The organism is Halostella sp. PRR32, assembly GCF_034808085.1.
Lineage (GTDB): Archaea > Halobacteriota > Halobacteria > Halobacteriales > Natronoarchaeaceae > Halostella > Halostella pelagica.
On record NZ_JAXHGL010000002.1, the window covers coordinates 90,592 to 106,564 of the forward strand.

Below are 15,973 nucleotides of genomic sequence, written 5' to 3' on the forward strand. Positions count from 1 at the left end.
TACCTCCCGGGTGCCCTAATTGAAGGTCATGAGTTCGGTACCAGAACGCTCGGAGATAGACGCCGAGTACAAGTGGGACTTAGAGAGCATCTACGCGGACGACGACGAGTGGGAAACCGCCTACGAGAACGTCGCCGAACGCGTGGACGAACTGTCGGCCTACGAGGGCCGAGTCACGGAGGACGGCGACACCCTCCTCGACGTGCTCGAACTTCGGGACTCGATCATGCGGGACGTCTCGATGGTGGCCGCATACGCCCGGATGCGCCGCGACGAGGACACGCGCGACCAGGAGTACCAGGCGCTGACCGCCCGCGCGCAGTCGCTTCACTCCGACGCCGCCAGCGCGGCGAGTTTCATCTCCCCGGAGATCCAGAAACTCTCCCAGGACGACATCGATGAGATGGTCTCGTCCACCGACGGCCTCGAGAAGTACGACCACTATCTCGACGACGTGTTGCGGATGAAAGAACACACTCGCTCGGCCGAGGTGGAAGAACTCCTCGCCGAACTGGGCGAGGTGACCCACGGCACGGGTGAGGTGTACAACATGCTGGCGAACGCCGACATGGAGTTCCCGACCGTCGAGGACCCTGACGGAGACGCCGTCGAGATCACGCTCAGCAACTTCACGAAACTGCAGAAGCGTCCGAACCGCGAGTTTCGGCAGGAAGTGTACGAACTGTTCTACGACGACTGGGCCGACGTGCGCAACGCCGTCGGATCCGCGTACAAAAACAGCGTGAAAGCGGACGTGAAAGAGGCCCAGGCACGCAACTACGACACCGCACGCCAGGCCGCGCTCGACGGTCCGAACGTCCCCGTCGAGGTGTACGATAACCTCGTCGAGACGGTGCGGGACAACCTCGACAAACTCCACCGCCACGCCGAACTCAAGCAGGAGGCGCTGGGCGTCGACGAACTCCAGATGTGGGACGTGTACATGCCCATGACGGAGACCGAGAGCCCGGATGTCGAGTACGAGGAAGCTAAAGAACACATCGTCGAAGCGGTCGGGGCACTCGGTGAAGAGTATCAGTCTCGCGTTGCGGACGGGCTCGAGTCGCGCTGGGTCGACGTGTACGAGAACCAGGGCAAGCAGTCGGGGGCCTACTCCAGCGGCACGTACGACACACAGCCGTTCATCCTGATGAACTATCAGGACGACATCTCGTCGATGTACACCTTGGCCCACGAACTCGGCCATTCGCTGCACTCCCAGTACACCAGCGAGACGCAACCGTACGTGTACAGCGACTACGAGATATTCGTGGCCGAGGTGGCGAGCACCGTCAACGAGGCGCTGCTGACGCACCACCTCCTCGACACGGTCGAGGACCCGCAGTTCCGCCGGCACGTCCTCAACGAGTATCTGGAACGGTTCCGGTCGACGCTGTACCGCCAGACCATGTTCGCGGCGTTCGAACACCGCGCGCATGAACTCGAGGAGCAAGACGAGGCGCTCACGCCGGATCGCCTGGACGAGATCTTCGGCGACCTGAAGGCGGAGTTCTACGAACCCGCCGTCGTCGACGACCGTATCGCGCGCGAGTGGATGCGGATTCCCCACTTCTACCGCGCGTACTACGTCTACCAGTACTCCACGGGCATCAGCGCCGCTGTCGCGCTCGCTCAGGGGATCCTCGACGAAGGAGAGACGAGTTCGGGCGAACCGAACGAGGCGTCTCGTCGCTACATCGAGTTCCTCCAGCGCGGATCGCGCGAGTATCCGCTCGACCTGCTCCGACACGCCGGCGTCGACATGCGCTCGCCAGACCCGATTCAGCGGGCCTTAGACGCCTACGACGAGCATCTGGACGAAATGGCGTCGCTGATCTGACCCCGGACGGCGCACACTCACTATCGACCGCGACCCAAAGGCACATTTAGGGAGCATTTCTTAACCGTTCATAACAGATGTCTCGTAGCCCTTCGCTCCCGGACAGACCACGACTCGAACTCGACCCGGAGATGGACGACGAGGAGCGCCTCGAAGCGCTCCGCGAACACTTCGCGGATATCGTCGGCGTCCACGACGAACTCACCGAACAGCTAGACGCCGCCGACGCGCGCCGCAAGGACCTCAAGGGAGACGTCGACAGGCTCGAACGCGAAAACGAGAAGCTGAAAACCTCCTCGCTGTACGTCGCCACGGTCGAGGAGGTCGCCGACGACGAGATAGTCGTCAAGCAACACGGCAACAACCAGGAGGTTCTGACCGAGGTTTCGTCGCGGATGCAAGAGAAGCTAGAGGCCGGCGACCGCGTCGCGGTCAACGACTCCTTCAGCGTGCAGACGCTGCTCGACAACGAAACCGACGCCCGCGCCCAGGCGATGGAGATAGACGACAGCCCCGAGGTCCGCTACGAGGACATCGGCGGCATCGACGAGCAGGTCCGCGAGGTCCGCGAGGCAGTCGAGGAGCCGCTCGTCCGCCCCGAACAGTTCGAGGAAGCGGGCATCGACCCGCCGAGCGGCGTCCTCCTGCACGGCCCGCCGGGCACCGGTAAGACGATGCTGGCGAAAGCGGTCGCGAACGAGACGGACGCCACGTTCATCAAGATGGCCGGCTCCGAACTCGTCAGGAAGTTCATCGGCGAGGGGTCGCGGCTCGTCCGGGATCTGTTCGAACTCGCCTCCGAGCGCCAGCCCTCTATCATCTTCATCGACGAGATAGACGCGATCGCGGCAAAGCGGACGGAGTCGAAGACCTCCGGCGACGCCGAGGTCCAGCGGACGATGATGCAACTGCTCTCGGAGATGGACGGCTTCGAGGACCGTGGGAACATCCGCATCATCGCGGCGACGAACCGCTTCGACATGCTCGACCGCGCCATCCTCCGGCCCGGCCGCTTCGACCGACTCATCGAAGTGCCGGAGCCGGGACACGAAGGGCGCGTCCAGATCCTCGAGATCCACACTCGTGGCATGAACATCGCCGACAGCGTCGACTTCGACGACCTGGCGAACCGCACCGAGGGGTACAGCGGGGCCGAGATCGAATCGCTGACGACCGAGGCCGGGATGTTCGCCATCCGCGGCGAACGCACCGAAGTCCGCATGGAGGACTTCGAGGAGGCGCTCGACAAGATGGAGGACGAGGACGGTGCCGGCGATACGGTGACGAGCGGCGGCTACCCGGATTACGCCTACTGAACCGACCTTTTGCGCTGTCGTTCGGAAATCGCGGAGTGATTTCCGTGATGACGAGACGACGAAGGCGTCTCGAACCACGCGAGTTGAGTGGTCCGCCACGGGCGGGCACGCTCGCGAGGCTCGGCAACAGCTCGACCGAAATCACACCTCCTTCACTTCGCTTCACTCCGTCCAGTCGTCGGACCGCTCGCTCCCTGCGGTCGCTTACGGATCTACTACTTGCAGATTGCCTGCCCTCCCCCGTCATCGCGCGCCTCGCCGTCGGTCATGGCGAGACGCGCTCTCGGCCGTGGGACTCGCCTCTCGCCGAACCGCAACGCCTTACGTAGTCGGGCGTTATCTCCGGATATGAACACGATTCGCGTCGTCTGGGGGACGGCGACGGGACCCACGGAGATGGCGTCGTACGACGCCGCGCTGGCCGAGGCGAACGTCCACAACTACAACCTCGTCCCCGTTTCGTCGGTGATTCCGGCGGACGCGGAGGTAGAGGCAGTCGGGGACGCGCCGGACCTCGGCCCGGCCGGCGAGCGCCTGACGGTCGTCGAAGCGAAGGCGACGGTGGCCGGACCCGGGCGTGCGAGCGCCGGCCTGGCCTGGTCGCCGTCCGAGGAGGGCCCGGGACTGTTTTACGAGGCCGGCGGCGAGACGGGCACAGAGGACATCCGCGGACGCGTATTGGAGGGTCTTTCGACGGGGCAGGAACTCAGAGACTGGACGTTCGAGTCGACCCATCACGAGGTCGTCACGGCCCCCGCCGAACCCGGCATGTACACCTCGGCGGTCGTACTGGCGGTGTTCGGCGATTCGGACTCGCTGTTCTGACGGCAGAGTACCCCGGCCGATCCCTTTTTACGAGGGAGGACCGTATCACAGATACCGAGATTCTCATGAACGGAAATACGCCGTACGCTGGGAACCCAGGTATGACCCAGGCTGGCAAGCGTGCCACGGCTGATCTCCCCGAACTGACACAGGATCAGCGACGCGCACTACGTCAGGACGTCTCCCGTATCGCGGCGCGAACGCGGGAATATCTCCCCAGCGAGTACATCGTCGACTCCGAAATCTCTCACGGGTCCGGCGGCCCACAGGCGACCGTCGCCGTCCGTCCGCCGGTCGGCCACCCCGTCTCCGCCGGATTCACCCCCGACCAGGACGACCTCGACGGCGAAGACCTCATCGCCGCGGAGGACCGCAACGAAGTCGCCCGCGGTCTCGCCGCGAGTGCCGCCCTGCAGGTCAAACAGGCCATGCAGGAGGGCGTGACGCCGACCGCGCGGTAGATTAGTCCCTTTTGCGAGGAGAGAACGCTTCGTTAGCGACCGCGTCGTTAGCGTGTACTGATGGCCGGGAGCGCGGTGCGAGCCCTCGCGGCGAGCGCCGCGCGACTCGGGGAAGGGCAGGCTTTCGTCAAGCATTGCATCCGCGAGCGAACGAGTGCAACGAGTGAGCGGTCCAAGGAACCGTCGAGGGAACGCAGCGACCGAGGAGGTGACGTAGTCCGAGACGACTTCGTCGTCTCGTCATCACGGAAATCACTCCGCGATTTCCGAACGACAGCGCAAAAGATCGTCGCGTTACTTGCCCCAGAACGGATCCCGCTTCCGCTGCTTGTCGAGGTACTGCTGGAGCGCCTCGAACTCGTCGGCCGGAATGTCGTCGGAGAGTTCCTGTTCCAGTATCTTGGCGTGTTTCTCGGGGAGTTCCACCCAGAGCTCGTCGCCCTCGTGGATCTGGCGGCCGACAGTGGGGCCGTCGATGGCCACGCTGACGCGGTCGCCGCGGCGGGCCTCGTCGACGTCCTCGCCCTGCTCCTGAATGCCTTTGATCTGGCCGATCCTGTCGGGCTCGTTCCCCTCGAACAGGACGACGCGGGAGTTGTTCTTCACGGTGCCCGAGACGACCTCGACGCCGACGACCGCGGGGTCGTTCTGGCGGAAGGTGTGGTCCGGGAGGATCTGGAACCGCGCGGGACGAGTGATGTTTTCGAGGACGGTCTCCTGTTGAGCCTTCTCGATCTCTTCGACGTACTCCTCGTACTCCTCGATGAGTTGATAGATGACGTCGCTTGTAAAGAGGTGGACGTCGTCGCGTTCCGCCTGGTCTTCGGCGTCGTCGAGCACGTCGACGTTGAAGCCGAGGAGGGTGCGGTGTTTGTCCTCGTCGGCGGTGTCCGCGACGCTGATGTCCCGCGGTGCGACGTCGCCGACCTCGGCGCGCATGATCGGAACTTCTGCCTCTTCGAGGGCGTTTGCCATCGCTTCGAGGCTACCGAGCGTGTCGGCTTTGATGACGACGCCCTCCTCGCCGGTGCTGACGGCGATGTCGGAGAGTTCCTCCTGGACCTCGCCGATGACCTCGTCCACGTCGCGGTCGCGGACCACGCGGACCGGCGCGCCGGCCATCGCCTCGTCCAGGTCGGGCGCGGCGATCTTCACGCCTGACGCGGCAGAGATGGAATCGACCGTGTCGAAGCGGCTCTCGGTGCGGATCTCGGCGAGCGGGCGAGGTTTCAGCAGCGCGCGGACCTCCGTGACGATAGGTTCGTTCTCGCCACCGATGACGACAGTGTCGTTCTCGCTGACCGTGCCGTCGTAGAGGACGACGTCTATCGTGGTGCCGAACCCCTTCTCCTCTTTGACTTCGAGGACGGTGCCGACGCCGGGGCCTTCCACGTCGATCTCCATCGCCTCCTTCATGTAGCGCTGGGAGAGGCCCATCATGACGGTGAGGAGGTCGGGAACGCCCTCGCCGGTCATAGCGCTGACCGGGACGACGCCGACGTTGTTCTGGAAGTTCTGGACCCGCCAGTACATGTCCGCGGAGAAGCCCTCGTCGGAGAGGTTACCGATGATCTCGTAGAGGCTCTCGTCCAGGTCCGAGCGGACGCGGTCGCTTTGCTGGTCGTAGGTCTGCTGGATCGGTGTGTCCTCGTTGGGGTTCCAGCCGGGGACCGTGTCGATCTTGTTCGCGGCGACGATAAAGGGGGTCTCCGAGCGCTTGAGGATGTCCAGCGCTTCGAGCGTCTGCGGCTGGAAGCCGTCGTTGACGTCGACGACGAGGATGGCGATGTCAGCCAGCGCGCCGCCGCGGGAGCGCAGCGTCGTAAAGGAGTGGTGCCCCGGCGTGTCGATAAAGAGCAGTCCGGGCAGGTCGAAGTCGTCGGGATCGACGAGTTCGCCGGCGATCTCCGAGATGACGTCGAGCGGAACGGCCGTCGCGCCGATGTGCTGTGTGATCGCCCCGGACTCGCCCTCGATGACGGCGGAGCCGCGGATCTTGTCGAGCAGGCTGGTCTTGCCGTGGTCGACGTGGCCCAGGACGGCGACGATAGGAGTACGAAGGGATTCTGACGGGTCGCGTGTATCGGTATCAGACATAGCTAGCCACCGGAGAAGGTTCTTGTGTAGGACTACTCTGCGCACCATTTAAGCGTATCGTCATCGGTCCCCCGGGACGCGGGAGCGGCCGCTCACGACGGCGGCGTCGGCGACCACGGCGAACGGTACCACCAGAGCGAGCCAATCGACGGTACTCACCCCTGCCATGTTCGTACGTGACAATAAGATCGTGAATAAACGTGCAGGTCGATCGGCGTACGAGACACGAATCTAACAGGTCGGCGGGGTCCGCAGCGTCAGACGGCCCGTGGCGTTTATAGTTCATTAGTTGAAAAGGGATGGTATGTCCGGCATACTCGCCGAAAACCTCTCCGGGAAAGCTGTCATGGGGTCTGACGGCACTGAACTCGGAATGCTGTACAACATCACGATGGACCTTCGTACGGGCGAACTCGACAATATCGTCATCGACCCGACGGAGGACACGCCGACCCGTAGCATCGATCTCGAAACCGACAGTGGCGGCCGATACCGCGTTCCGGTGTCGCGCGTCCAGGCAGTGAAAGACTACATCGTCGTCCAGCGGTAAATGTACGTTCTCGATTCGTCTGCGTTCATCAACGAGTATCACACCGACGAACAGATGGCAACCATCCCGATGGTCCGGGAGGAACTCGAAGACGAGAGCGCCTACCGGTTCGACGCGATGGAGGGGTCGGGGATGCACATTCACATTCCGGGCGACCAGACGACGGAGAAAGTCCGCCGGGCCGCACGGGAACTCGGCGACCTGGCCGAACTCTCCGACACGGACGTTCGCCTCATCGCGGCCGCGTTCGAACTCGACGGGACGCTCGTAACCGACGACTACGCGATGCAAAACGTCGCCGAACGGTTGAACGTCCAGGTAGACGTCATCGCACAGGACGGTATCACAGAACAGCGTTCCTGGCAGTTCCAGTGTCAGGGTTGCGGGCGCGAGTTCGACGACAACAAGGACCGCTGTCCTATCTGCGGCAGTTCACTTTCGCGGAAGAACCCATCGAACGCGTAGCGGTCATCCGTCCGGCCGCTGGTTCTCGGTCCGTTCTAACCCCTGTTCGATCAGCTGCCGCAGAACCTCCTCCTCCGTGAGACCGTACTCGCGGGCGAGCGACTGGACGCGCTCGCCGATGTCGTCCTCGCAGACGATGGAGTACTGTCTGACCATAGACCTGTTTGACCGACGATTAGAATAAAACCCTGTCAGACGGCCGTCAGACGATCAGCCCCGGCGCGTACCCGGATATCTCGACGTAGAGCAACGCGAACTGAACGGCGTTCAGGGTTCCGTGGATGAACGCCGGAACGAGAACGTTGTCGGAGAGCGCGTAGAACGCGCCGAGCACCAGCGAGAGCGTGAAGATGGTCGCGAGACTGCCGATGACGCCCGGCGTGAAACCGCCGTAGGCGGGAATGTGGACGGACGCGAACACCAGGCTTGCGACGACGATAGCGGTCGGACGGGAGAACGCGTCGTACATCGACTTCTGGACGATGTTTCGGAACAGCAACTCCTCGCCCGGTCCGATGATCAGAAACGACACCGGGATGAGCAAAAGGAGGATGTCGGCGTTCCCCTGCCGGGCCTGTTCGACGGTGGAGTGACTGGAGGAGGGGACGCCTATCAGTTGCAGGGCGTAGCTCAGGCCGATGAGGCCGCCGAAGATAACGACGATCCCGAGGACGGCAAGGCCGACATCTCGGGCGGAGGGGACTCGGAGGTCGAGGAAATCGATCTCGCGGTCGGAGAGACGGATGTAGGCGAGCGCGGTCACGCCGGTTCCGATACCCAGTCCGAGCGCGCCGACGAGTTGCTGTCGCATCGCCGTCATCTCCGACCAGACAGTGAGCCAGAGGACGAGATAGACCAGAAGCGAGGCGACGTTGAGCGCCAGGTAGCCGAGAAATCCGACGCCCGAACTGACGACCGTCGTTCGGGTCATGCTGGTGAGGCGGTCGTCGGAGATGGCAAGCCAGTCGGCGACCGCCGCGAGGACGCCGCCGATGCCGCCGACGATGACGCCGAACGAACTGATATCCAGTATCGAAAGGCCGAACGCGAGGTCAGCGGTCGGCGTCCCGCTGACGAGCGCGTACCCGCCGACTCCGACTGCCGCGAGACTTGCGACCGCGGCGATGGGGGCTGCGAGTCGCCGGTCCAGCACGTCGTACCGCCGGGCGAAAAAGGCACCAGCCGCGATAGCTGCGACGGCGACACCGAGCGACGTGACCGTCACTGCGCCGCCGAGCGAACCGATCGACACGTCGTCGGCAACGCCGTCGATCAGCAAGAGCGATGCCGCGAATAGCGCGATTCCCGTGAGCGAGGCCCCGATGTCCGACGCGAGCGACTCCTCGGACCCGCTCGCGTAGTCGCTCGGGGCTGCCGTATCATCCATGTCCAGGTATTCGTGTCCCGAAAGTAAAGCCCTCCCCTTACTCGATGACGAGCCGCTCCTTCTCGGCCACCGCCTCGGCCTCCTCGAAGCGTCCGCCCCCCAGCAGTCCGCGGGCCGCGCGCTTGCCCCACTCGACGGCCGGCTGGACGAACGTGTCGACGTTGTACAGTTCCCCGGCCAGCACGCAGGCGGCCTCCATGCCGTACAGCAGTTCGCCCAGGCCGCGTTCGTCGACGCGGTCGAGTTCGACTCGAACCGACGGGCGGCCGGCGGCGGCGAGGCTGGCCTCGGTCGCCTCGAACTCGGCGTCTAGCAGTTCACCGAGCGAGGACCCCCCGAGATACGACAGGCCCTCAAGGTCCGTTTCGGGGATCGCACGGTCCTCGCGCTCGCGTGCCCGTACCATCGTGACCATCTTGTCCCGCGGCCCGGCGCGGTACAGTTGCAACTGCGAGTGCTGGTCCGTCGCACCGAGGGCGCGGGCCGGGGTCTGCCCAAGCCCGTCTTTCCCGAGGCTCTCGGCCCACAACTGGGCGAACCACTCGGCGTAGGTCTCCAGCGATTCCGCGTACGGCATCACGGCGTTAACCGACGCACCGCGCTGGTCCAGCGCGTACGCGCCGGCACCGTAGGCGTACGCAGGCGACTCGAACAGCGACCCCGAGAGTCGGTTGGCTTCATCGCGAGCGCCGTCGAGGATGGCTTCGATGTCGTGACCCCGGATGGCGGCCGATGCCAGCCCGACCGTCGAGAGCGCCGAGAACCGGCCGGGGACGCCCGCAGGAACGTCGAGCGCCGGCAGGTCGTGTTTCTCGGCCAGGCGTCGGAGCGGCCCCTCCTCGCCGGTGGTGACGAAGGTTCGCTCCGTCCAGTCGACGCCGGCACGCTCCATCGCGTCGCGGACGACCAGGAAGTTCGACAGCGTCTCCGCCGTCGTGCCGGAGCGCGAGACGGCGTTGACGACGGTAGCGGACAGGTCGAGCGAGCCAAGGAGCGAAGCGACGCGCTCGGGGTCGACGTTGTCGAGGACGTACGAGTCGACGCCGGATTCCAGCGCGTCGGCGATCGTCGCCGCGCCGAGGGCGCTGCCGCCGATGCCGACGGTGAGTATGGCCGCGGGGTCGTCGAACCGGTCGACGGCCGTCCTGATCGCGTCCGGGTCCGCCGTCTCGGGCAAGTTAAGCGCGGCGTAGCCGTGGTCGGCGTCGGCGCGGCCCGCTTCGATCCGCTCGTGTGCCGCCGCGACGTCATCGTCCAGTCGTTCCAGCGCCTCCCGGGAGACGCCTGGCGAAGCTACCGACGAGAGCGCGTTGCCGAGGTCGACGTACATACCCGTGATCCCGCCGCCACGGTATAAGTCAGTACCGCGTCGTTTATTCCGATGTCGCCCCAACCGCCGGCAATGCCAGACGCTGACGAGGAGCGGACGTACGGCGGCCTGCCGGGAGCGTTCCCCTACGCCTTCCGGTCGAGCGATTCCCGGGTGTTCCGGAGCTACGCCGTCGTCAGCGCGCTGGTGACGGTCGGCGTCACGCTGCTGCTCGGCCTGGCGCTCGTCGTCCTGATCGGTAACACCGTCGGCGGAGCCGGCGGGTCGCTCACGCTCTCGCGCTCGTTCTACGTCCTCGTCGGCCTGCTCGTCGTCGTTCCGATGGTCGCGCCGGTGCTGCTCGTCGCCCGACGACACCGCCGCACGCGGAGCGAGACGCGGTACGACCGCCGCCTCGCGGCCGCCGGGTACCTCTTTCTCGCGTCGCTGTACGCGGGCCTCGTGATCACCGTCCCGCCGTCCCAACAGACGCCGGCCTCCGGCCCGCTCGCGCCCGTCGTCGACGCCATGTACGCGCTTCCGGGGATGGCCGGCATCGTTCCGCCCCTCGTCGCGGCGCTTCTCATCGGCCTCGTCCACTGGCGGTCGGACGATAGCGGTCACTGAAACGGGTGACACGCTGATCGCATCGCTGTCGTGCGAGCAGGTGTGCAGTGACTGTCAGTGACTGCTATAGGGCGTTTCCGTACCGCGACCGACACGAGCAAAAACCCCGCGAGCGTACCACCGGCCATGTCGGAGAAAACCGGAACGTTCCTCGTCACGCACGCGGACGAGGAGTCGGCCGTGTTACGCAACGTCGAAGACAGCCAGGTTCACACGCTGTCGTCGAACCCGGGCATCGAGGAAGAGGAGGTCCTCTCGGCGACCATCGCGCCGGACCCGCCGCTGGAGGTGACGTGGAAGGTGATCGACGTCGGAGAGCGTCGGACGGTCGAACTGGTCGACAGCGACCTCTCGCCGACCACGCAGGCGATGGAGATCGCAAAGAGACAGGACGTGGGAGAACTGGCCCGCGAGGAGCGGGCCGGCACCGGCGAGATACACGTCCTCACGGTCCCGGAAGGCACCGCCGACGAGGCCGCCGCGGACGTGCTCGACGACGAGGCGACGCTCGCCCGGGCCGCCCGCCTGGACGCCGTTCGCGTCGAAGTCCGGTCGGACGACGACGCCGGCGTGGTGAACGTCCGCTACCTGCCCGACTAGGCGTTCGGCCCGCCCGCGCTCTGGATGCGCCAGTTCCCCTGAATGCCGCAGGCCTCGCGGACGGTGAACTCGACGGCCGTCCCGTCGCCGATCCGTTCGGGGCCGTCTATCTCCTCGACCCGAAGCGGCACGTCCAGTTCGCTCCCGCAGCAGCCGGTGCCGACGAACTCCTCCCAGACGTCGCCGACCGCGACCTCGTCGCGAGTCTTCCGCAGGAACGCGCGAAACGACGGTTTCTCGACCTGAAACCGACCCCAGTCGCTCAGGTCTTCGGGGTACGAAACGACGACCTTGCTCGCGGTGTCCCGGCTCATACTGTCGGATACGTTCTCGACCCGTTTAGACGCTCGGCCGGTGCGTAACCGACCAACGGACTGAGCGTTCGGGCCGTGGTCGTATCGACAGAACACCGCGATCACCCGGTCGTGTTAACCGCTCACAGACCGCAGGAGGGCGTTTTCGAGATAAGAAAGCTTATTCGGGACGGATACGGATTCGCGGCCATGGTAGAGATCGAAGTACCGGAGATCGATTACACCCGGTACACGAATCGCCAGTTGGCGGCCATCCCTCTCGCCGTTCTCGCGGTCGCGCTGGCGATCCTTCTCGGGTGGTATCTGTTCACTGGGGCACCCGTCAACCCCGGCACTGCGTTCACTGGCGGGGCGGAACTCACGATTCAGACGGATCAGTCCGAAGACGCAATCCGTACGGCGTTCGACCAGGAACCGTCGAACGTGCGGTCGATCCGCGGCGAAGAGGACACGTATATCGTCGAGTTCCCGCCGTCCGACATCGGAGCTCTGGAATCCCAGGCTGACGACGCGGGCTTCGAGGTCCTCTCTAGTTCCTCGACGTCGCCCAGCTTCGGCTCTCAAGCTCAGACCGAGGCGCTGTACGGCGTCGTCATCGCCTTCGTCGGGATGAGCGTTCTCGCGTTCGCCTTCTTCCGAACGTTCGTCCCCAGCATCGCTATCGTCATCTCCGCGTTCAGCGACATCGTGATCCCGCTTGCACTGATGAACGTGTTCGGGATCGATCTCACGCTCGGGACTATCGCCGCACTCCTGATGCTCATCGGTTACAGCGTGGACTCGGACATCCTGTTGAACAACCACATCCTGCGACGGTCCGGCGAGTTCTACGACAGCACCCATCGTGCGATGCGGACCGGTGTGACGATGACGCTCACCTCTATCTCCGCGATGGCGGTGATGGCCATCGTGGCCACGCTGTTCGGGATCGACCTGCTCAGCGACATCGGTCTCATCCTCGTCTTCGGGCTCACCGCGGACCTGATGAACACGTACATGCTCAATCTTAGCCTGCTTCGATGGTACAAGTTCGAGGGGGTCGCTCGATGAGCGCACTCAGCGCTATTCGGTCGAACTGGCGCGTCGTGATGCTCGTCATCCTCCTGTTGCTCAGCGTGTTCGCCCTGTTTGTTCCCGGCGCGACCGTCGGCGACGACAGCGCGAACGTCCAGAGCGACGGCCCGACCAATCTCCAGTACGGCATCGAGCTAGACGGCGGTGCCCGGATCCGCGCGCCGGTGATCGGCATGACCGCTGAAGACGCGGAGTTCGAAAACAAGGCCCAGGTCGAACGGGACGTAGCTACCGAACTCGGAATCGAAACCATCGACGTCAGCGCCAGTCGCACCTCCGACGCGACGACCGTCGAAGTGTTCGACGAGAACGTCAGCGAGAGCGAGTTCGAGAGCGCACTCGCCGCGGCGAACGTCACCCACGGCGAGATCCGCAACGGCGTCACCGCAGATACGAGACAGACGATAGTCGAAGTCCTCGACAGGAAGATAAGCGAGTCCGGCCTCGCCGGCGGGACGGTAACGCAGTCGACGACGGCCGGCGGCGAACGGTACATCGTCGTCACCGCTCCGAACCGCGACCGCGAGGAACTCCGGAGCCTCATTCAGAGCCGCGGCGAAGTGCGGATCGACGCGCTGTACCCCGAGCAGAACAACGGCTCGACGGAGTACCGCCAGGAGTTGGTGCTCCGCGGCGAGGACATCGACCCGGCAAGCACCGTCAAGCAAGACGAGCGCACCGGCGAGTACTTCGTCTCGGTGACGGTCAACAACGACGAGGCGGCCAACGAGATGGCCACCACGCTCGACGAGGCCGGATTCACGAACCGGCAGGCGTTCAGCAACTGTCAGTACGACGCCCAGCGCGAGAACAACACGGATCCCGGCTACTGTCTGCTGACCGTCGTCGACAACGAAACCGTCTACGGTGCGGGCGTCCGCCGGGACCTCGCGACGAGTTGGCGTCCCGACGGCGACTTCACCCGGGACCCGCAGTTCCGGATGACGGCGAACACGCAGGAGGAGGCCCGCAACCTGCATCTGAGCCTCCAGGCCGGTCGCCTTCCCGCGCCGCTCGACTTCGAGCAAGCGCAGACGCAGTTCGTCGAACCGTCGCTCGGTGACCGGTTCAAGACCAACTCGCTGATCACAGGGATCATCGCGGTCATCGCGGTCTCGCTCACGGTGTATCTCCGCTACGGCAACGCCCGCGTCGCGGCACCGATGGTCGTCACCGCACTCTCGGAGGTCGTTATCCTCCTCGGGTTCTCGGCGGCGATCCAGTATCCGCTCGACCTCTCGGTGATCGCCGGGTTCATCGCCGTCATCGGTACGGGGGTGGACGACCTGATAATCATCGCCGACGGGGTGATGTCCGAGGGCGATGTCAACTCCAGTCGCATCTTCCAGAACCGCTTCCGGAAGGCGTTCTGGGTCATCGGTGCGGCCGCCGCGACGACCATCGTGGCGATGAGTCCGCTCGCGGTGCTCTCGCTCGGCCAGCTACAGGGCTTCGCTATCATCACCATCCTGGGCGTCCTGGTCGGCGTTCTCGTCACCCGGCCCGCCTACGGTGACATCCTCCGCGCGCTGGTGACGGACCGCTAGAACTCCTCTAGCCCCGCCTGCTCGGCCGCCGCGAGGATATCGTCGCAGGTCGACCACGACTCTCGTGCGAACGGCGGCAGACAGCCCGTTTTCTCCACGTGGGACGCGAGAAACTCCCGCGTCGTCGCGTCGCTCGGATAGCCGCTGCCGACCGCGCCGTACTCCTCGGCGTACGCCGCCATCTGGGCGTCGCGTTCGACCTTCGCGACGACGCTCGCCGCGCCCGCGGCCGCGTGGGCCTCGTCGGCACCGTGTTCCGCAGTCAGGTCGACCGCCGCCGGAAGCCGGTCCGCGACGCGGCGACCGAACCGCGATTCGCTCGTGTCCCCGGCGTCGACGACCCCGCTCATTCCGTCCGCGACGACGCCCGCGAGTGCTTCCGCCTGGGCGACGACGGTGAGCGTGTTCATATCCGTCTCCGGCGCGTCGATCCGTTCGGGCGTGATCTCGGCGACAGCGATGTCGACGCGGTCGTCCTCGCGGAGCGATTCGGCGAGTGACTCGCGCCGTGACGGCGACAGTTTCTTCGAGTCGTCGATCCCGTCCGGTAGAACCGCAGGGTCGTCGACGGCTACAGCCGCCGCGAACATCGATCCGAGGACGGGTCCCTTGCCCGCTTCGTCAGCGCCGAACACGGCAGTCATAGCCCATCGTCCGGCGGGCGAGAGAAAACAGTTTGCGGTGTCGCACCGCGCTCAGCCCGTGAGGTCGGCAAGCACCTGCTTCAGTTTCGAGCCCTCCGCGCGGCTCTTGAGTTTCTGCAGGGCATCTTTCTCGTCGTTCAGGTTGGCCTCAAGCGCGTCCGTCACGTCGTCGTCGACGTCCATCTCATCGGCGAGTTGGATCATCCCCTCGTACATCGATATCTCCATGCGCTCGGTTTTGATGCCCGCACCGACGAGAGCGACGTTCCGGAGTTCGTCGTCCCGGATCTCCGTCGACAGTTCGTTTTTCTCTTCGACGAGGCCGTCGAGGGCTGCCGATTCACTCATCGTCGGTTCCCTGCCGATCGACTCGAAGACGGTTTCGAGCCGCTTGACGTGTTGTTGTGTCTCTTCCTCGTGTTCCTGGAAGTCCTCGAACAGTTGCTCTTCGGTCACCTCGTCGGCCATCACCGCGAGGTTGTCGACGAGTTCGTTCTCGACGTAGTAGGCTTCTTTCAGGTGGTGCTCGAACAGGTCGTGCGGTGTTTCGATAGCCATTGTCCCCCAGTGATCGATCCGGACGACCGCTCATAATCACCCCGGGTAAACCACAGGAGTGCAATACGATCGTTGACGGACCTATATAAAAACGAACGGGTGAGCGAACTCAGTCGTCGGCCGGCGGAACGGCGGGACCGATCTCTTCGAACTCCTCGCTCTCGTCGAGGTCTGCGACCTCGTCGTCGTCGTCCGATTCCTCTTTCTCGGTTTCGTACGCGAACTCGTACTCGGTCAGGCGTTCACTCTCGTAGTGGTGGCACATGGACTATCCCCCATGATATGCTAGGACGTACCGCGCAAAAAGTTTCGGCCGACTACCCGGACGATGGTTCGGAGGCCGGTCCCGTCCGCGAACG

General features: G+C 64.8%; 18 protein-coding genes. 10 read left to right on the plus strand and 8 right to left on the minus strand.

The window, feature by feature from the left end; all coding sequences use genetic code 11:
* Positions 1 to 28: 28 nt before the first annotated feature.
* From pepF to SM753_RS05675, 4 genes are all read left to right on the plus strand, one after another.
* Positions 29 to 1,840, plus strand: a complete 1,812-nt coding sequence (gene pepF / locus SM753_RS05660) for an oligoendopeptidase F (RefSeq protein WP_138798114.1) — start codon at positions 29 to 31, stop codon at positions 1,838 to 1,840.
* A 77-nt stretch (positions 1,841 to 1,917) separates the two neighbouring features.
* Complete coding sequence (locus SM753_RS05665) at positions 1,918 to 3,156, plus strand: proteasome-activating nucleotidase (RefSeq protein ID WP_135536327.1); 1,239 nt, start codon at positions 1,918 to 1,920, stop codon at positions 3,154 to 3,156.
* Between the two features lie 348 nt (positions 3,157 to 3,504).
* Positions 3,505 to 3,981, plus strand: a complete 477-nt coding sequence (locus SM753_RS05670; protein WP_323190876.1) for a pyruvoyl-dependent arginine decarboxylase — start codon at positions 3,505 to 3,507, stop codon at positions 3,979 to 3,981.
* Positions 3,982 to 4,046: 65 nt separating this feature from the next.
* On the plus strand, positions 4,047 to 4,442 hold the full coding sequence (locus tag SM753_RS05675; protein WP_135536323.1) for a DUF5811 family protein: 396 nt from the start codon (positions 4,047 to 4,049) through the stop codon (positions 4,440 to 4,442).
* A gap of 294 nt (positions 4,443 to 4,736) precedes the next feature.
* On the opposite strand, the gene infB is transcribed toward SM753_RS05675, so the two are convergent.
* On the minus strand, positions 4,737 to 6,539 hold the full coding sequence (gene infB / locus SM753_RS05680; RefSeq protein ID WP_138798116.1) for a translation initiation factor IF-2: 1,803 nt from the start codon (positions 6,537 to 6,539) through the stop codon (positions 4,737 to 4,739).
* Between the two features lie 304 nt (positions 6,540 to 6,843).
* Here infB and SM753_RS05685 point away from each other — a divergent pair, with 304 nt between their 5' ends.
* Complete coding sequence (locus tag SM753_RS05685) at positions 6,844 to 7,089, plus strand: PRC-barrel domain-containing protein (RefSeq protein WP_135536319.1); 246 nt, start codon at positions 6,844 to 6,846, stop codon at positions 7,087 to 7,089.
* Positions 7,090 to 7,554: an NOB1 family endonuclease gene (locus SM753_RS05690; RefSeq protein ID WP_135536317.1), complete on the plus strand. Its 465-nt coding sequence runs from the start codon at positions 7,090 to 7,092 to the stop codon at positions 7,552 to 7,554. It abuts the gene before it with no gap.
* 3 nt (positions 7,555 to 7,557) lie between these two features.
* On the opposite strand, the gene SM753_RS05695 is transcribed toward SM753_RS05690, so the two are convergent.
* From SM753_RS05695 to SM753_RS05705, 3 genes are read right to left on the minus strand one after another with little or no spacing between them, the layout of a single operon-like run.
* The gene (locus SM753_RS05695; protein WP_135536315.1) at positions 7,558 to 7,710 is read right to left on the minus strand and encodes a CopG family transcriptional regulator; all 153 of its coding nucleotides are present in this window, start codon (positions 7,708 to 7,710) and stop codon (positions 7,558 to 7,560) included.
* Between the two features lie 46 nt (positions 7,711 to 7,756).
* Positions 7,757 to 8,941, minus strand: a complete 1,185-nt coding sequence (locus SM753_RS05700; RefSeq protein ID WP_323190877.1) for a type II CAAX endopeptidase family protein — start codon at positions 8,939 to 8,941, stop codon at positions 7,757 to 7,759.
* Between the two features lie 37 nt (positions 8,942 to 8,978).
* A complete protein-coding gene (locus SM753_RS05705; RefSeq protein WP_323190878.1) occupies positions 8,979 to 10,271 on the minus strand; it encodes a glucose-6-phosphate isomerase in 1,293 nt (430 codons plus the stop codon).
* Positions 10,272 to 10,343: 72 nt separating this feature from the next.
* On the opposite strand from SM753_RS05705, the gene SM753_RS05710 reads away from it, so the two are divergent.
* Together SM753_RS05710 and SM753_RS05715 are read left to right on the plus strand one after the other, a co-directional pair.
* On the plus strand, positions 10,344 to 10,877 hold the full coding sequence (locus tag SM753_RS05710) for a hypothetical protein (protein WP_135536308.1): 534 nt from the start codon (positions 10,344 to 10,346) through the stop codon (positions 10,875 to 10,877).
* 126 nt (positions 10,878 to 11,003) lie between these two features.
* Complete coding sequence (locus SM753_RS05715; protein ID WP_135536306.1) at positions 11,004 to 11,477, plus strand: DUF5812 family protein; 474 nt, start codon at positions 11,004 to 11,006, stop codon at positions 11,475 to 11,477.
* Here the strand turns inward: SM753_RS05715 and SM753_RS05720 are convergent.
* Positions 11,474 to 11,791, minus strand: a complete 318-nt coding sequence (locus tag SM753_RS05720) for a hypothetical protein (protein ID WP_135536304.1) — start codon at positions 11,789 to 11,791, stop codon at positions 11,474 to 11,476. The genes SM753_RS05715 and SM753_RS05720 overlap by 4 nt on opposite strands.
* A 189-nt stretch (positions 11,792 to 11,980) precedes the next feature.
* Between SM753_RS05720 and secF the strand changes: the two genes are divergently transcribed.
* Both secF and SM753_RS05730 read left to right on the plus strand, forming a co-directional pair.
* The gene (gene secF, locus SM753_RS05725) at positions 11,981 to 12,841 is read left to right on the plus strand and encodes a protein translocase subunit SecF (RefSeq protein ID WP_323190879.1); all 861 of its coding nucleotides are present in this window, start codon (positions 11,981 to 11,983) and stop codon (positions 12,839 to 12,841) included.
* Positions 12,838 to 14,412 carry a preprotein translocase subunit SecD gene (locus tag SM753_RS05730; RefSeq protein WP_138798120.1) on the plus strand — a complete coding sequence of 525 codons (1,575 nt, stop codon included), beginning with the start codon at positions 12,838 to 12,840 and terminating at the stop codon, positions 14,410 to 14,412. The genes secF and SM753_RS05730 overlap by 4 nt, the downstream gene beginning before the upstream one ends.
* Here SM753_RS05730 and rnhB read toward each other — a convergent pair.
* From rnhB to SM753_RS05745, 3 genes are all read right to left on the minus strand, one after another.
* On the minus strand, positions 14,409 to 15,056 hold the full coding sequence (gene rnhB / locus SM753_RS05735) for a ribonuclease HII (protein WP_323190880.1): 648 nt from the start codon (positions 15,054 to 15,056) through the stop codon (positions 14,409 to 14,411). The genes SM753_RS05730 and rnhB overlap by 4 nt on opposite strands.
* Positions 15,057 to 15,107: 51 nt before the next feature.
* Positions 15,108 to 15,614 carry a DUF892 family protein gene (locus SM753_RS05740; RefSeq protein ID WP_323190881.1) on the minus strand — a complete coding sequence of 169 codons (507 nt, stop codon included), beginning with the start codon at positions 15,612 to 15,614 and terminating at the stop codon, positions 15,108 to 15,110.
* Between the two features lie 109 nt (positions 15,615 to 15,723).
* Positions 15,724 to 15,879, minus strand: coding sequence for a hypothetical protein (locus tag SM753_RS05745; RefSeq protein ID WP_323190882.1), 156 nt, complete (start codon positions 15,877 to 15,879; stop codon positions 15,724 to 15,726).
* Positions 15,880 to 15,973: the final 94 nt, after the last annotated feature.

Excerpts from the sequence above, each read along its gene's own strand:
- SM753_RS05720 (WP_135536304.1), bottom strand. The coding sequence starts at position 11,791 with ATGAGCCGGGACACCGCGAGCAAGGTCGTCGTTTCGTACCCCGAAGAC.
- SM753_RS05715 (WP_135536306.1), top strand. The coding sequence starts at position 11,004 with ATGTCGGAGAAAACCGGAACGTTCCTCGTCACGCACGCGGACGAGGAG.
- pepF (WP_138798114.1), top strand. The coding sequence starts at position 29 with ATGAGTTCGGTACCAGAACGCTCGGAGATAGACGCCGAGTACAAGTGG.
- SM753_RS05675 (WP_135536323.1), top strand. The coding sequence starts at position 4,047 with ATGAACGGAAATACGCCGTACGCTGGGAACCCAGGTATGACCCAGGCT.
- SM753_RS05705 (WP_323190878.1), bottom strand. The coding sequence starts at position 10,271 with ATGTACGTCGACCTCGGCAACGCGCTCTCGTCGGTAGCTTCGCCAGGC.
- SM753_RS05740 (WP_323190881.1), bottom strand. The coding sequence starts at position 15,614 with ATGGCTATCGAAACACCGCACGACCTGTTCGAGCACCACCTGAAAGAA.
- SM753_RS05695 (WP_135536315.1), bottom strand. The coding sequence starts at position 7,710 with ATGGTCAGACAGTACTCCATCGTCTGCGAGGACGACATCGGCGAGCGC.
- SM753_RS05670 (WP_323190876.1), top strand. The coding sequence starts at position 3,505 with ATGAACACGATTCGCGTCGTCTGGGGGACGGCGACGGGACCCACGGAG.
- infB (WP_138798116.1), bottom strand. The coding sequence starts at position 6,539 with ATGTCTGATACCGATACACGCGACCCGTCAGAATCCCTTCGTACTCCT.
- SM753_RS05690 (WP_135536317.1), top strand. The coding sequence starts at position 7,090 with ATGTACGTTCTCGATTCGTCTGCGTTCATCAACGAGTATCACACCGAC.
- rnhB (WP_323190880.1), bottom strand. The coding sequence starts at position 15,056 with ATGACTGCCGTGTTCGGCGCTGACGAAGCGGGCAAGGGACCCGTCCTC.
- secF (WP_323190879.1), top strand. The coding sequence starts at position 11,981 with ATGGTAGAGATCGAAGTACCGGAGATCGATTACACCCGGTACACGAAT.
- SM753_RS05745 (WP_323190882.1), bottom strand. The coding sequence starts at position 15,879 with ATGTGCCACCACTACGAGAGTGAACGCCTGACCGAGTACGAGTTCGCG.
- SM753_RS05730 (WP_138798120.1), top strand. The coding sequence starts at position 12,838 with ATGAGCGCACTCAGCGCTATTCGGTCGAACTGGCGCGTCGTGATGCTC.
- SM753_RS05700 (WP_323190877.1), bottom strand. The coding sequence starts at position 8,941 with ATGGATGATACGGCAGCCCCGAGCGACTACGCGAGCGGGTCCGAGGAG.
- SM753_RS05710 (WP_135536308.1), top strand. The coding sequence starts at position 10,344 with ATGCCAGACGCTGACGAGGAGCGGACGTACGGCGGCCTGCCGGGAGCG.
- SM753_RS05685 (WP_135536319.1), top strand. The coding sequence starts at position 6,844 with ATGTCCGGCATACTCGCCGAAAACCTCTCCGGGAAAGCTGTCATGGGG.
- SM753_RS05665 (WP_135536327.1), top strand. The coding sequence starts at position 1,918 with ATGTCTCGTAGCCCTTCGCTCCCGGACAGACCACGACTCGAACTCGAC.